Source organism: Exiguobacterium sp. H66 (assembly GCF_018618705.1).
Taxonomy (GTDB): Bacteria; Bacillota; Bacilli; order Exiguobacteriales; family Exiguobacteriaceae; genus Exiguobacterium_A; species Exiguobacterium_A oxidotolerans.
This window is the reverse complement of record NZ_JACSMQ010000001.1, coordinates 139,927-155,806: the sequence shown is the minus strand read 5'-3', so window position 1 is coordinate 155,806 and position 15,880 is coordinate 139,927. Positions and strand designations below refer to the sequence as shown.

Annotated in this window: 10 protein-coding genes; all 10 read left to right on the top strand. The window is 46.6% G+C overall.

Going from position 1 to position 15,880, the window contains the following annotated elements:
• The first annotated feature begins 46 nt into the window (after positions 1-46).
• The 10 genes from gltB (at position 47) to adh (ending at position 15,867) form a co-directional block, all read left to right on the top strand.
• On the top strand, positions 47-4,522 hold the full coding sequence (gene gltB / locus KNP88_RS00800) for a glutamate synthase large subunit (RefSeq protein WP_214891943.1): 4,476 nt from the start codon (positions 47-49) through the stop codon (positions 4,520-4,522).
• Complete coding sequence (locus KNP88_RS00795; RefSeq protein ID WP_214891941.1) at positions 4,522-5,988, top strand: glutamate synthase subunit beta; 1,467 nt, start codon at positions 4,522-4,524, stop codon at positions 5,986-5,988. Before gltB ends, KNP88_RS00795 begins: the two co-directional genes overlap by 1 nt.
• A 575-nt stretch (positions 5,989-6,563) precedes the next feature.
• Entirely contained in the window at positions 6,564-6,857 is a 294-nt protein-coding gene (locus tag KNP88_RS00790; RefSeq protein ID WP_214891938.1) for a PTS sugar transporter subunit IIB, read from the top strand.
• On the top strand, positions 6,850-8,868 hold the full coding sequence (locus KNP88_RS00785) for a BglG family transcription antiterminator (RefSeq protein ID WP_214891936.1): 2,019 nt from the start codon (positions 6,850-6,852) through the stop codon (positions 8,866-8,868). The genes KNP88_RS00790 and KNP88_RS00785 overlap by 8 nt, the downstream gene beginning before the upstream one ends.
• Before the next feature lie 211 nt (positions 8,869-9,079).
• On the top strand, positions 9,080-10,513 hold the full coding sequence (locus tag KNP88_RS00780; protein WP_214891934.1) for a PTS mannitol transporter subunit IIBC: 1,434 nt from the start codon (positions 9,080-9,082) through the stop codon (positions 10,511-10,513).
• 20 nt (positions 10,514-10,533) lie between these two features.
• The gene (locus KNP88_RS00775; protein WP_214891931.1) at positions 10,534-10,971 is read left to right on the top strand and encodes a PTS mannitol transporter subunit IIA; all 438 of its coding nucleotides are present in this window, start codon (positions 10,534-10,536) and stop codon (positions 10,969-10,971) included.
• A gap of 2 nt (positions 10,972-10,973) precedes the next feature.
• Entirely contained in the window at positions 10,974-12,119 is a 1,146-nt protein-coding gene (locus tag KNP88_RS00770) for a mannitol-1-phosphate 5-dehydrogenase (protein ID WP_214891929.1), read from the top strand.
• A 211-nt stretch (positions 12,120-12,330) separates the two neighbouring features.
• Positions 12,331-13,128 (top strand): hypothetical protein, encoded by a 798-nt coding sequence (locus tag KNP88_RS00765; protein ID WP_029330473.1) that lies wholly within the window; start codon positions 12,331-12,333, stop codon positions 13,126-13,128.
• Between the two features lie 489 nt (positions 13,129-13,617).
• The gene (locus KNP88_RS00760) at positions 13,618-14,142 is read left to right on the top strand and encodes a TraR/DksA C4-type zinc finger protein (protein WP_029330472.1); all 525 of its coding nucleotides are present in this window, start codon (positions 13,618-13,620) and stop codon (positions 14,140-14,142) included.
• Positions 14,143-14,346: 204 nt separating this feature from the next.
• Positions 14,347-15,867 carry an aldehyde dehydrogenase gene (gene adh / locus KNP88_RS00755; RefSeq protein WP_214891926.1) on the top strand — a complete coding sequence of 507 codons (1,521 nt, stop codon included), beginning with the start codon at positions 14,347-14,349 and terminating at the stop codon, positions 15,865-15,867.
• Positions 15,868-15,880: the final 13 nt, after the last annotated feature.

Sequence of the window (15,880 nt, the reverse complement as noted above, 5' to 3'; positions counted from 1 at the left end):
AACTGAATATACAGAAAATTTAGAACGTGTTAAGGAGAGTGAAATTATGTCATTTCATCAATTGCCTGAACGGCAAGGTTTATATGATCCGAAGCAAGAACATGATGCGTGTGGAATCGGAGTCTATGCGCACCGAACCGGGAGACCGAGCCATGAAATCGTCGAAAATGCACTCGCGATGCTCTGTCAGATGGAGCATCGAGGCGGACAGGGGAGCGATGCGAAAACAGGGGATGGTGCCGGTGTCTTGACTCAAATTCCCGACCGTCTCTTTCGGGAGACATTTCGGAATGTAACCTTACCGAAAAAAGGAGATTATGGTGTCATGATGATGTTCCTGCCTCGGGAGGAACGGTCGAGACAGCGACTCGAACGCGCTTTAGAATCAATTATTTTATCAGAAGGACAACGGGTGATCGAGTGGAGAACGGTACCAGTCTCGAATACAGTGATTGGTGAAAAAGCACGTCAAACAGAACCGATCATTCGCCAATGCTTCATTGAAGCGAAGGACATTGAAGGGTTGGCCTTCGAACGAACGTTATTCATGATTCGTCGTTCTTTTGAACGAGAAGCAAATCGTCTCGGAATCGAACAGTACGTGCTCAGTAGTTCAAGTGAGACTATCGTCTATAAAGGACTTGTCACTACAGATCAGCTCGGTCAGTATTTTGATGATTTACGTGATGAACGGTACCAATCAGGGTTTGCGATTGTTCACTCACGTTTTAGCACGAACACCTTCCCGAGTTGGAAACGAGCTCACCCGAACCGCTATTTGATTCATAATGGAGAAATCAATACGTTACAAGGCAATATTCAAGCGATGCGTGGACGCGAAAAAAGTCTTGCGAAAACGACGTATGGTCGCCGTGCAGATGATGTGCTCCCAATCCTCGATGAATCCGGAAGTGACTCGTCGATGCTCGATAATGCGTTTGAATTTTTATACTTGTCTGGTTTGACGTTAGCGGAAACGGCTTTAATGCTGGTTCCAGAGCCATTCGAGCATGCGGAAGTACGGCCGGCGAAACGTGCTTATTACGAGTATCACAGCAGTATGATGGAACCATGGGACGGTCCGTCTGCCATCGTATTTACGAATGGGAAACAAATCGGCGCGACACTTGACCGAAATGGACTCAGACCTGCCCGTTATATCATGATGCGCGATGGTCACTTTATGTTGTCTTCAGAATCAGGTGTCCTCCCGATTCCGGAAAAAGAGATTTTGTATAAAAAACGTTTGATTCCTGGTGAGCTCCTCTTGCTTGATTTTGCTTCCGGTCAGCTGATTTCTGACGAAGAAGTGAAACGGGATCTTGCGATGCGACATCCTTATGCCGAATGGTTATCAGAAGAACAGATTCAATTACCGACGTTAATGCACTCAGAAACGATTGAGGAATTAGGTACGACGCAACGCCTGTTTGGATACACGCGAGAAGATATCGAGCAATACTTGATTCCTCTCGTCGAGGAAAAAAAAGATCCGCTTGGTGCGATGGGAACGGACATCCCGCTCGCTGTATTAAGTGAGCGACCACAATCGTTGTTCCGTTACTTCAAACAATTGTTTGCCCAAGTCACCAATCCGCCGATCGATGCGTTACGTGAACAAATCGTCACGTCAACGATGACCTGGCTCGGGCGTCAAGGTGAACTATTGACCCCGAACCGGAAAAACTGTCGTCGGGTCCGCTTGAACTCACCGGTGCTAGTTCCGGCTGAAGCGCATGCGCTCAGTCAAACAAAATTGAAACAAAAAACGTTATCAACATTGTTTACGGATCAAATGGAAGAAACACTTGAAACACTTCTCGAAGAAGCAGTTCATGCCGTCGAATCGGGTTGTGAGTTGTTGATTCTTTCTGACCGGAACATTCGACCTGGAGCCATACCGATGCCGATCCTGCTCGTGACGAGTGCCGTGCATCACCATTTAATCCGTAAAGGGCTTCGGACGAACGTCAGTTTAATTATCGAAGGGGGAGAAGTCCGGGAGGTGCATCACTTCGCGGCGCTGCTCGGTTACGGAGCTGACGCAATCTACCCGTACCTTGTATATGCGACACTCGATGAAGCGATTGGTGAAAAACACGCGGACAATGCCGTTCGTTATCGTGACGGCGTGACGGAGGGGGTCGTCAAAGTCATGTCGAAGATGGGGATTTCGACCGTCTTCAGTTATCGGGGGGCTCAGATTTTCGAAGCCGTCGGGATTTCGACGGACGTCATCGATCGCTACTTTACGGGAACAGTCTCTCAGCTCAGTGGTCTGTCGCTCGCTTTGATTGAAAAAGAAGCGAAGCGTCAACATGAGGAAGGGACGAAACGGACGTTCTTGGAATCAGGTAGTGTCTTCCGGTACCGTAATGACGGAGAACATCATGCGTTCAATCCGGCGACGATTCATTTGTTACAACATGCTTGCCGAACTGGGGACTATCAGTTATTTAAACGGTACTCAAATCAAATTGCAGAAGAACCCGCAACCTTCCTGCGTCATTTGTTGACGTTCAAGGAAACGACGCCGATTCCGCTCGAGGAAGTCGAACCCGCGAGTGAAATCGTCAAATTCTTTAAGACCGGTGCGATGTCGTACGGTTCACTATCGAAGGAAGCTCATGAAACACTAGCGATTGCGATGAACCGTCTAGGTGGTAAGAGTAACAGTGGTGAAGGTGGCGAAGAAGAGGAACGGTATCAACTCGACGAAAATGGTGACTCACGGATGAGTCGGATTAAACAGATTGCATCAGGTCGGTTCGGCGTGACGAGTCATTACTTGACCCATGCGGACGAACTCCAGATTAAAGTCGCACAAGGCGCGAAGCCAGGCGAAGGGGGACAACTCCCAGGCGAAAAAGTGTATCCGTGGATTGCGCGGGTCCGTGCTTCGACACCGGGTGTCGGTCTGATTTCACCACCACCACATCATGACATTTATTCAATCGAAGACTTGGCTCAATTGATTCACGATCTAAAGCGGGCAAATGACGAGGCGCGGATCAGTGTTAAGCTTGTCGCAAAAGGAGGCGTCGGAACGATTGCTGCCGGTGTCGCCAAAGGACTTGCCGATGTCATCGTCATCAGTGGGCATGATGGAGGAACGGGGGCTTCCCCGAAGACGAGTATCCAACATACGGGCTTACCGTGGGAACTGGGACTCGCTGAGACGCATCAAACGCTAGCCTTGAATGGTCTGCGGGAACGGGTCAGCTTAGAAACGGACGGTAAGTTACTAACTGGACGCGATGTCGTCATCGCAGCGATGCTCGGGGCGAATGAATATGGATTTGCGACAGCACCATTGATTGCCGTCGGTTGCATCATGATGCGTGCCTGTCATTTAGATACGTGCCCGGTCGGTGTCGCGACACAGGATCCGAAGTTGCGTGAAAAATTCACCGGATCTGCCGATCACGTCGTCCATTTCATGACGTTCGTTGCGGAAGAAGTTCGTGAATATTTAGCTCAACTCGGCGTCCGTAGTCTAGCGGAACTCGTCGGACGGACGGATCTTTTAGTGACATCGGATCGTTTGACGAATCACTGGAAAGCAGCCAGTCTCGACTTTTCTCGACTACTTGTTCAAGCAACATATGATTCGACGTCGACACAAGCACAAGATCATGCTGTCGCGAAGTCATTTGACCACCGTGAAATCGCTCCGTTGCTTGATCATGATGCGTTTACGGAAAAACAAACATTTGCGCTTGCAATTACGAATACAGACCGGGCAATCGGTACGAATACCGGATCACGTCTGACACGGATGTTCGGAGAAATGGGCTTACCATCCGATCGGCTAACATTGAACCTGACGGGATCAGCCGGACAAAGCTTAGGTGCATACGTACCTCGCGGAATGACGTTGAACGTCGTCGGGGATGCTAATGATTACGTTGGAAAGGGATTATCTGGAGGAATTCTTTCGGTTCGTCCTGATATGAAGACAAGTTTTGTTTCTTCAGAGCAAGTCATCATCGGTAACGTCGCGCTTTATGGTGCGACGAGTGGGGAACTGTATGTCAATGGACAGGCAGGCGAACGGTTCGCCGTCCGAAACAGTGGTGCGACGGCAGTCGTCGAAGGAATCGGGAATCACGGCTTGGAGTATATGACGGGCGGGAGTGTCGTCATTCTCGGTGACGTCGGAAAGAACTTTGCTGCCGGTATGTCAGGTGGTGTCGCCTACGTCTTACCGAAAGACATCGCGTTGTTCCGCTCGCGCGTCAATCTCGAGCTCGTCACGATGGGCGCAGTAACAGACACGGAAGAAGCGGCACGCTTAAAAACATTTATCGAACGTCATGTCGCACGGACGAACAGTGAACAAGGACATGCGATTCTTTCAAACTGGGATCATGTTTTGAGTTCGTTTATTCGTGTCATTCCGACGACCTATCAAGTCGTCACGACATTGATGGCTGATTATGCGAAAAAAGGACACAACACGGAAGAAGCGATGTTGTTAGCGTTTGAGACACACCTCGGACGCGGAACGGGAGGTCAATAATGAAAAGACGCGATAAATTCATGAGTGTTCCTCGCCAGTCCGGACGAGAGCGCGCCAGTACAGAACGGATTCAAGACTTTAATGAATATAAAGAAGCATTTTCTGAAAGTGAGGCGTCGGAACAAGCCAGCCGCTGTATGGATTGCGGAACCCCGTTTTGTCATGTCGGCGAGACCTATGGACATGTCAAAATCGGTTGTCCGGTCTACAATTTGATTCCCGAGTGGAATCTCCTCGTCGAAGAAGGAGACTTTAAAGGAGCGCTCGAGCGCCTGCATCAAACGAACAACTTCCCGGAGTTCACGGGACGTGTTTGTCCCGCACCGTGCGAAGGTTCATGTACGTTATCGATCAACGAACCGGCCGTCGCGATCAAACAGATCGAGCGTACAATCATCGATATCGGCTTTGAAAAAGGATGGGTCGTTCCACGGATGCCATTGAACCGGACGTCCCATCATGTGGCAGTCGTCGGTTCTGGTCCGGCAGGGCTTGCCGCGGCCGATCAATTGAATCAAGCAGGGCACCAAGTCACCGTTTTTGAACGGGAAGATCGTATCGGAGGTCTGTTGACGTACGGGATTCCGGCGATGAAGTTATCAAAAGATATCGTCGAGCGTCGTGTCGATCTGCTCAAAGCAGAAGGCATTCTCTTTAAGACCGGCGTAACGATCGGTCTTGATGTGACGCTGGACGAGCTTGAACAAGCGTTTGATGCCGTCATTCTTTGTGTCGGTGCAACGGAACCAAGAACGCTTCCAAATCTTCCGACGAGCGGTGTCGGTTACGCGATGGACTATTTAACAAGCGTGACGCGCCATCTGTTGTCGAATCAATCCCTGCTTGAGCAACACGATACGCGAGGTAAAGATGTGCTCGTCATCGGTGGCGGAGACACGGGAGCGGACTGTGTCGCGACGGCACTCAGACAGGGTTGCCGTTCTGTCGTCCAGTTCGGGAAGCATGAAATGCCAGGTCAGGTCCGGGCGAACGACAACATGTGGCCGGATACACCGAACCTCTTTACACTTGATTACGGCTATGCAGAAGCATTCGATCAATTCGGACGTGATCCTCGCGAATATTTGATCGCGATCACACGTTACACGACAAGTGATTCCGGTCGCTTGACAGGGGTTTGGACGATTCATAATGAAAAAGTAAAGCAAGCAGACGGGACAGTTGAATTCCGAGCAATTGAAGGAACAGAAAAATACTATCCGGTCGACTTGATGCTGATTGCAATCGGCTTCAGCGGAGTCGAGCAGACGGTCTTGAATCAACTCATCGTTGAATCAGAGCGAGGGAAAATCAAGACGAAGGGATATGCAACAAATCGGAAAGGTGTCTTCGCTGCAGGGGACGCACGGCGCGGACAGTCCTTGATTGTCTGGGCGATTCGCGAAGGGCGAGAAGTGGCGGAAGCAGTCGAACAACATCTGTCACTGATGACTCGAACGGGATAAATGACTAAAAGTCAAACAGGGAAACATTTAAGTTTTCCTGTTTGACTTCAGGCTGTAGATAACGTGCTATCGGGAGATCAAGCGTCTTTTTTCGTTGCTTTCCTCGGTAGAGGCGCAAGCCGTTGCTCCTTGACCTCACGGACAACGAGCAGGGTCTTGCCCGCCTCTGAAAGTGCGTTAAAAACGCACTTTTCCCCGTAGGAGTCAACGAAATGTGACGCGTTTTATAAGAATACCGTGACGGTAAGCCGGGCATGCAGACGATTTAGAGTGCAATCCGTCTCGAATCGCTTAGAATCGCGAAAAGCAATCGGTCGCGACCCGACAGCTCTGCTGTAGCGGCGTGGCTGATTGCCGCTCGATATCGCATGTTCACTCTTCATAAGAGTTTGTCTACACGCTGAAGTCACACAGGGAAACATTCAAGTTTCCCTGTGTGACTTTTTTTGTTGATAATTTTTTTTCTGTCCATCACTTGGGACAATTATCAAAAAAGAACTGTCGAAAAAGTCTTGCGAAGTTAACACACACAAGAGGACATCGGCTAGGATAAAAGAAAAGGGGTGGGTAATGACGTGAAACGTTTTGAAATCGGATTTGTCTGTGATTCTGGGTTAGTAGGAAGCGTCCTAGGAGCGAACGTGCTACGAAAGCGTCTGCGACAGGAGCAGTTGCAAGTCGATGTCCGGAGTTATCGTCTGAAGGATGTACCTACTGAAATACGTCTGATTGTCGGACCTGAGAAGATCGTCCGCCAAGTGACGTGGGTGACGGATTGTCGCGTATGCATCGTCAATCATCTATTGTCTGAAGCGGCTTACGATGAAGTGATCACTGTATTAAGAAAAGAGTTGATTGAGGGTGATTGAGTTTTCGACACGAGAACGTGAAGTCTTATTTTATTTGTTGACAAAAACAGAGCCTGTTCAAGTCCAAGAAATCGCAGAAACGCTTGGAACGTCCGAACGGACCATTCAGCGCGAACGAGAACCGATTGCTCAAACAATTGCTTCTTTTCAGTTAGGACTGGAGTATATTCGAGGAAGAGGATTAGTGATCGTTGGAGATGAAAGTGACAAACGGAAGCTCCGAGAGGCTTTGTTATTATCACATAAGTCACTACCTTCGACGGATGACCGGCAAGTTGAGCTCACTTATCGTCTCTTACAAGAACCGGGCATGATTAAATTACAGGCACTCGCACATGCGATGTACATCGCACCGAGTACGATCAGTCAAGATTTAGAGCGGATTGATGAATGGTTTCAACAATATGATTTAGAGTTGAAACGGAAGAAGGGAATCGGAGCCGAAGTCATCGGCGAAGAAATCAATAAGCGTCGTTTATTGCTTTCGCTTATTTTCACGCAATGGGATGTATTGTCCTTTTACCGGTTGCTTCAAGGGGATCTTAATCAATTACCCGATCTTTTGCATCCGGCGCGTAATCAGTGGGTCGAAGCAATCAATCAATCCTATGCAGTAATCGCTCCCGTAATAAAGCAACAGGAACTGAGCGACCGGTCAATTATGCGAGCCACACTTAGTTTAGCGCTCCAAGCGATGCGGATGGAAATGTTTCCAATGCGCTATGAATTGAAAACGTACCCGGTCGAAGTGCTTCAACGGGTCGATGTCATCGGACGACGTCTACCCTATGTGTTGACAGTTGCGGAGCGTCAATGGATTTCAGAAGAACTACGCAATTTTCAACAAGATCAACTAGACAGTTCCGAAGAATTGGTCATTCGATTGCGCGTCAAGCGATTGATTGAGGAAGTCTCTCTTTTATATGGAGAGCAGTTTACAGAAGACAGTGCCCTTGAGCGGGGACTCGTTTCCCATATCATGTCCTATACGCGACAAAACGTCATCAATCCGTCTTATGTCATCAAGCAGATTGAAAGGGAGTATCCACGGCTGTTCGATTCGGTTAAGCAGGTGGCGCAAACCGTCTTTTCGGATCAAGCGTTTGCTGATCATGATTTAGCATTTTGGGTGATGCATTTTGGAGCGGTATTGAGTAGACCTGTCGTAAAAGTTCCGTATCGCGTTCTGGTCGTTTGTTCAGCAGGACTTGGCTCTTCCAAATTATTAATGAACCGGTTGCGACAAGAATTTTTAGAACTTGATCAAATCGAAAATTCTTCCTTGTTCGGGATTGATCGTTTGAATTTAACTGATTACGACTTTGTATTATCGACGGTTCCGTTGCCGGATATCAGTCAACCACATTTACTCGTCAACCCCTTACTTCCGCAAGATGAAGTCGATCGCGTCAGAAAACTGCTTGTCTCGCTTCCGAAATCATTTAAACCACCCGCCCGAAAAGAGGTACAGGGGTGGTTAGATTTAAAACGATTAGAACAACTTGTGAAAACGGCACGTGAATTGACAGAACTTTTTTCGATTGAGTCGATTGCTTCACAGTCAGAAGGCCTAGAAGAGCTGCTTCTTGAAGTAAGTAATGTGATGGTTATAAAAGATATCGCGCATTCAGCGGTCCAGCTGTCGACACAATTGTTGCGGCGGCATGAAATGTCAGGTCTTGGAATTCCGGGAACACGGCTCGCATTATTCCATGGACGTGACAGTTCAATCAAACAGGGTGCCTTTTTAATTTTCGAGCTGAATCAAGCTATCGATTTGCTCGGAATGGATCAAGTCATCCATCCGGTTGAGCGGATTTTAGTACTTGTCGCGCCCGAACAAGCACCGGATGAACTTCTTCAATTGCTGAGTTCAATCAGTGGTGCAATCATTGAAAGTGAAGAACGGACGACTCAGTTTGAATATGGCGATGAACAACAATTGGACAACGTCCTCAATGAAACGTTCCGCAAAGTCATTGAACGGGAGTTGAACGTTACGGAAGTTTGATGTGATGAATGAATCGAATAGACAATGAAAAATGGAATTCGTCATGAGACGAATTCCATTTTTCATTGTCTGCCATACTATCTTTTTTACTTGTCCAACTACCTTGCCAAAACGCGAACTAGGTAAGATTGAGTAAGCGTTTGCAATCAATATACAATAAACATGTAGCAAAGAACGGCTAATTGAATTTATTGAAATGGAGGCTATAGAGATGGCAACTGCAACTAAAGGAATCCGTGGATTACGGGTACAAGTACAACGATTCGGGAGTTTTTTAAGTGGGATGGTCATGCCGAATATCGGTGCATTCATCGCTTGGGGAATCATTACAGCACTATTCATTCCAACCGGTTGGGCTCCAAATGCAAGTTTAGCGGAGTTGGTAGGTCCGACAATCACGTATCTCTTACCGCTCTTAATTGGTTTTACTGGTGGTAAATTAATGCATGACGTTCGAGGGGGTGTCGTCGGGGCGCTCGCAACGATGGGTGTCATCGTCGGGACGGAAATTCCGATGTTCCTTGGAGCAATGATCATGGGGCCTCTCGGTGGATTCGTCATCAAGAAATTTGATCATTTCATCGAAGGAAAAGTGAAACCAGGTTTAGAAATGCTCGTTAACAACTTCTCTGTCGGCATCATCGGTGGTTTGTTGATGATTGGAGGATTTGAAATCTTCGGTCCGATCATGACTGGGTTGGATGATGTTATGGCGGCAGCAGTTGGTGCAATCGTCAGCGCACAATTATTACCACTTGCGAGTCTCTTCATCGAACCCGCAAAAATCTTATTTTTAAATAACGCCATCAACCACGGAATTTTAAGTCCGCTTGGTCTCGATCAAGTCAGTGAAGCAGGAAAATCCGTTTTGTTCTTACTTGAAGCGAACCCGGGCCCAGGGCTTGGATTGTTACTCGCATACTCAGTCTTTGGATCAGGAGCAGCGAAAAAAACTGCGCCAGGTGCTGCATTCATCCAGTTCATCGGTGGGATTCATGAAATTTACTTCCCGTACGTATTAATGAAGCCAGTTCTTCTTCTCGGTATGATCGCGGGTGGAATGAGTGGGATCTTGACATTCGTCATATTTGATGTCGGTCTTGTCGCTCCGGCTTCACCAGGTAGTATCATCGCTGTTCTTGCGATGGCAGCACGTGGGTCATATGTCGGCTTGATTGCGGGTGTTCTCATCTCTGCAACGGTCACGTTCGTAATTTCTGCTGTCCTACTCAAAACAAGCAAAGCGAAGGAAACGTCACTTGAAGAAGCAACGGCGAATGTCGGTGCAATGAAAGGTAAGAGTTCAATCACGTCATCACTTGTCGCAGCAGATTCTAAAAAAACACTCGCTGAAGTCGAACACATCATCTTTGCGTGTGATGCTGGTATGGGGTCAAGTGCGATGGGAGCTTCCGTTCTCCGGAATAAGATCAACAAGGCTGGCTTGCCGATTAAGGTGACGAACACGTCAATCAGTAACCTGCCAGCAGACGCAGAGTTCGTCATTACGCACCAAGATTTGACGGAACGTGCAGTCGAACAAGTTCCGGATGCAGAACATCGCTCGGTCGAAAACTTCTTGAATGCTGCCTATTACGATCAGCTCGTTCAAGAAATTGAAAAGGCACGTAATAAAATTTCTTAAAAATTAGAGGGGGATTTACAATGGCGACAGCAATGAAACTAACAGAAGATATGATTTTACTCGATCAGCGATTCGATTCAGAAGAAGCGGCAATTCGTGCGGCGGGGAAACTCCTCGTCGATCACGGTTTTGTCCGCCCGGCCTATGTGGACTCGATGTTAGCACGAAACGAAATGTCGAGTGTATATATCGGAAATCATGTGGCGATTCCACACGGTACGGAAGAAGCAAAAAGTGAAGTCGAAAAATCAGGATTATCGATTCTTCAAGTCCCGGGCGGTGTAACGTTCGGTACTGAACCAGCAAAATTAATCATTGGGATTGCTGGTGTCGGTGATGAGCATTTGGAGATTTTGTCAAATATCGCAGTAATTTGCTCAGATGAAGACAATGTCGAGCAGTTGATTCAAGCGAAAACGAAGCAAGAAATCATCGAACTGTTATCGATGGAGGTGTAAAAATGAAAGCCGTTCATTTTGGAGCAGGTAATATTGGACGTGGCTTCATCGGATTACAACTTGTGAAGTCAAACTACGAAGTTTGTTTTGTTGACGTCAACACGACCGTGGTAGACGAGTTAAAGTCTCGAGGCACATATGAAGTCGGCTATGCAGCTGAAGGAATGGCAAATGAGACCGTGACTGGTGTTACGGCACTCAATAGTATGACGGAAGCAAACGATGTCATCGCAGCAATTGCAGATGCAGAGATTGTCACGACGGCTGTCGGACCAGCACTGCTTTCGAAAATTGCACCCCTGATTGCTAAAGGGTTAAAAAAACGAACAAAAAATCACCCCATTTATGTCGTCGCTTGTGAAAACATGATTGGTGGATCGACACACTTACAAACAGAAGTGGCGCGTCATACGACGTTAACTGAAGCTACAAGTTATTTTCCGAATGCAGCGGTCGACCGTATCGTACCGCTTCAGCGTCATGAAGATCCGTTGTATGTTGAAGTCGAACCATTTTTTGAATGGGTGATTGAAACGAAACGATTGCCGGCAGATTATCCAGTTTTAGAAGGCGTAACATATGTCGAGGAAATTACACCATTCATCGAACGAAAGCTGTTCACTGTCAACACAGGTCATGCACTCACATCGTATCTAGGTGCATTATTCGAAAATGAAACGATTGCCCAAAGCCTGCAAGATCATCGTGTCCGACGTGGGGTCCAGGCGGCTCTTTACGAAACAGGATGGTTGTTACTAGAAAAATACGGGTTTGACGCGAAAGAGCATAGTGCTTATATCCAAAAGAATATTCAACGGTTCGAAAATCCGCGGATTCATGACGAAATCGTTCGTGTTGCCCGTTCGCCAATCCGTAAACTCAGTCCGAATGATCGCCTTGTCAAACCAGCGCGCGAATTGATGGAGCGTGGCATCGAAGCGAACGGACTAGCACTCGGAATCGCAGCGGCCTTAACGTATTTTGACCCGAATGATTCGGAATCTGTTGAATTGAAAACATTTATCGAAACAAAGGGGATCGAAGAGACTTTAGTGACGTATCTTGGCCTTCAGCCGAATGAGCGTCTCGGTCAATTAATCATCAGCCAATATAATCAAATCAATGATTCAATCAATTCGCTTGCTTAAGTAGTTAGGGAAGGGTAAAGAAATCTGGCGTGCATCACTGAGGATGCACGCCAGATTTCTTTTTAACGATGTCTATTCTTAACATAAATGAACTAGAATTTGTATACGAGATTTGGAATATTCGAAAACGAATATTATTTCCATCAAATAGATTGTACGCTATAGAAACGGAACCTGTCTGTTTCGATTTTTACTATAAGAAGGTGGAAACATGCTGAATTATAAAGTGAACGTCTATATGATCAATGGTTCTCGACCAAAGAATGGGAAATCAGGTAGTTTTAAAAACTTGATTTATACGAGTCAGTTTCTTTCCTACACACCTGTCGACTTATTGCATCAATTGATTTTAAATCGATTGATGATTGAACAAGATAAAAATACAGGATTGATGTATACACTTGAAGTCAATACCGTGATTGATCAATATGTCGTCGATGTCCGTGTTTATGCAGAAAAGACGGTTGATCCGCAAATCGAGCGTGATTTGATTGAAATCATTGAACGTGAAGAAGTCAGACACATCCCATCCCTTGAAATCGGAAAACCAGACTTTGCGGAATTCGCGCATCTCGTTCTTCATGTTAAAGAGTCAAGTTTACGGTTTACCCAAGACCGTGTACAAAGCATCTTCGACGAGTCTGGCGTTCGTGGAAGAATCATTCTTCAAAAGGAACGGATCGATAGCCATGAACCTTCGCATTCAATCCAATTGTTGATCGGTGGTTCGGAAAAAAGTTTATATAGTTTATCGCAGTACCAACTCGATCCGTTGTTCCGGAAATATGGTCTCGTGATTCAATCATTGAATTTATTGCCATTTGACTTATTTTCGATTCGGGAAAAAGTAGCGATGTTATCTTCAGCAGACGAATCACGACTATGGATTGATGATATCACGACTTCTAAGAATGGCAGAAGCCATCAAATTTGTTTTCATGATGGGCAGGAATGCATGACCGTCATCTGTGATTATCGTGGGTCGATTCGTTCGTACAAATGTTCTTGAACTACCTCCACCTACGCTACGCTAAGAGGTGGAAGATTCCTGAGTTATCCAACCTATCGGTCGAAACTTTATCAGGCTAACCCCGTCGTCCCGACGGTTGAGAGTTAATCTTGTCAGTTTCTTTTGCACGGATGCCTACTTTGCTTGGTTTTCGCTACTTCGGTCATTCGCAAGGTGAACGTTGAAGATTTTACGTGACAGACGAACTCCCTGTCACAACCCTATATCTTCAGTTTTCAAAGAACATGACATTGATTTTATTCCTGATTTTGAGTGTTTTTAAACCAAGAATGTCGTGCAGTTGACGTGTCTCAAGACACGTCTTGCCCGAAGGCGATTCATCTCCCACCTGCGCTGGACTTCGCCCTGAGATGCTTAGAGGTGGGAGTATTCTCGCCTGATTTTGATAAACGGCAACTAAACGTTTAAGATACCTCTGATTCGGCTAAAACATAATTAGAGCAGAATAGAGAATTGGAGATGATGAACATGTTGTCAGCGAAACAAATCGAGGAATTCAAAGAACGTCTACTTAAGGAAAAAGATAAAACGGAATCGAACATCGAGAACCGTGAAACAGATTACGACGAAGGCGCACTTTCAAGTTATGATAATCATCCTGGAGATTCAGGTGACGAATTATTCTTACGGGAACGGGATCAAGCGATCACGGATTTAGAAACAGACATGTTATCTGACGTCGATCTTGCCCTAAAAGCAATCGAAGAAGGCACGTACGGAATCTGTAAGGTATGTGGAAAAGAAATCGAGCTAGAGCGTCTCGATATCATTCCTGAAACACTCTTATGCATTGATGATGCGAAAGAAGAAGCTGAAAAAAATAGCTTGAATGAGCAACAACGTCCGGTCGAAGAGGATGTACTCGATCCATCTGTTACAGCGACGGGAAAAGATATTGATGGAGATACGGATGGCTTTAGTAAAGTCAGTGACTTCGGAAACTCAGACTCGCCGTCAGATAATGAAGATGGCATCGACACGACGCGTTCATAAGAGGTTGATTAAGAGATGCAAGACAGGGGGCGATAATCGTTTCCTGTCTTGCATTTTTTCAATCAAAAAAGTTAACGGAAAATTTTGACTTTTCATACTTATTTGTTAGTATGTACATGAGGGGTTTTTTTACGGGGGACCAAAATGAAAGCGCATACAAAAACTTCTCGGGTTGACCATTTTATTTGAGGGAGGAAAACAGTCATGATTTACGAGATTCCAAACACACCAGGGTCAAAAGTACAGTACAGAGATCGTTATGAAAATTTCATCAACGGGAAATGGACGGCACCTGTCAATGGAGAATATTTTGATGACATCACACCGGTCACCGGGAAGGTATTATGCCAAGTCGCGCGTTCGACAAAAGAAGATATCGAATTAGCACTCGATGCCGCACATGCAGCCAAAGAGGCGTGGGGAAAAACATCGGTCACGGAACGGTCGAACATCTTAAATAAAATCGCCAATCGGATGGAAGAAAATTTAGAACTTTTAGCTTACGCCGAGACGCTAGAAAACGGGAAAGCCGTCCGCGAGACGTTAAACGCAGATTTACCACTGGCGATTGATCATTTCCGTTATTTCGCCGGTGTCATCCGGGCGCAAGAAGGATCTGTCGGGGAACTTGATAACGATACCGTCGCCTATCATTTTCATGAGCCGCTCGGCGTCGTCGGTCAAATCATTCCGTGGAACTTCCCGATTCTGATGGCAGTCTGGAAACTAGCACCGGCATTAGCTGCCGGAAACTGTGTCGTCTTAAAACCGGCAGAACAGACACCGGCAAGTATTTTACTCTTGACTGAAATGATTGAAGACTTGCTCCCGGCAGGCGTCTTGAATATCGTCAACGGGTTTGGTTTAGAGGCAGGGAAACCACTTGCGTCGAGCAAACGGATTGCGAAAATCGCCTTCACGGGTGAAACGACGACAGGTCGCTTAATCATGCAGTATGCGTCACAAAACATTATTCCCGTCACACTTGAATTAGGTGGAAAATCTCCGAACATCTTCTTTGAAGATATTATGGACGCCGATGACGCCTTTTTCGATAAAGCAATCGAAGGGTTACTAATGTTTGCCTTGAATCAAGGGGAAGTCTGTACCTGTCCATCGCGGGCGTTGATTCAGGAGTCGATTTATGAACCGTTCATGGAGCGGGTACTTGAACGCGTCAAAGCAATCAAACTCGGAAATCCACTTGACGGCGACGTCATGATGGGTGCACAAGCATCGAATGAACAAATGGAAAAAATTCTATCTTATCTAGAAATCGGTAAATCAGAAGGCGCAGAATGCCTGATTGGTGGAGAACGCAATCAGATGGACGGCGATCTTGCGGACGGTTTCTACATCCAGCCGACGATCTTTAAAGGGCACAACAAGATGCGGATTTTCCAAGAAGAAATTTTTGGACCGGTTCTGTCCGTCACGACGTTCAAAACGGATGACGAAGCGCTTGAGATTGCGAACGATACGTTATATGGTCTCGGTGCCGGTGTATGGACGCGCGACATGAACCGTGCCTATCGCTTCGGACGGGCGATTGAAGCAGGACGTGTCTGGACGAACTGTTACCATCAGTACCCTGCCCATGCGGCATTCGGCGGTTACAAGATGTCCGGGATTGGTCGAGAAAATCATAAAATGATGCTCAATCATTACCAGCGGACGAAAAACCTTCTCGTCAGCTATAGCCCGAACAAACTCGGTTTCTTCTAAGCGAAGAAAGGAA

Excerpts from the sequence above, each read along its gene's own strand:
- gltB (WP_214891943.1), top strand. The coding sequence starts at position 47 with ATGTCATTTCATCAATTGCCTGAACGGCAAGGTTTATATGATCCGAAG.
- KNP88_RS00780 (WP_214891934.1), top strand. The coding sequence starts at position 9,080 with ATGGCAACTGCAACTAAAGGAATCCGTGGATTACGGGTACAAGTACAA.
- KNP88_RS00795 (WP_214891941.1), top strand. The coding sequence starts at position 4,522 with ATGAAAAGACGCGATAAATTCATGAGTGTTCCTCGCCAGTCCGGACGA.
- KNP88_RS00760 (WP_029330472.1), top strand. The coding sequence starts at position 13,618 with ATGTTGTCAGCGAAACAAATCGAGGAATTCAAAGAACGTCTACTTAAG.
- KNP88_RS00775 (WP_214891931.1), top strand. The coding sequence starts at position 10,534 with ATGGCGACAGCAATGAAACTAACAGAAGATATGATTTTACTCGATCAG.
- KNP88_RS00765 (WP_029330473.1), top strand. The coding sequence starts at position 12,331 with ATGCTGAATTATAAAGTGAACGTCTATATGATCAATGGTTCTCGACCA.
- adh (WP_214891926.1), top strand. The coding sequence starts at position 14,347 with ATGATTTACGAGATTCCAAACACACCAGGGTCAAAAGTACAGTACAGA.
- KNP88_RS00770 (WP_214891929.1), top strand. The coding sequence starts at position 10,974 with ATGAAAGCCGTTCATTTTGGAGCAGGTAATATTGGACGTGGCTTCATC.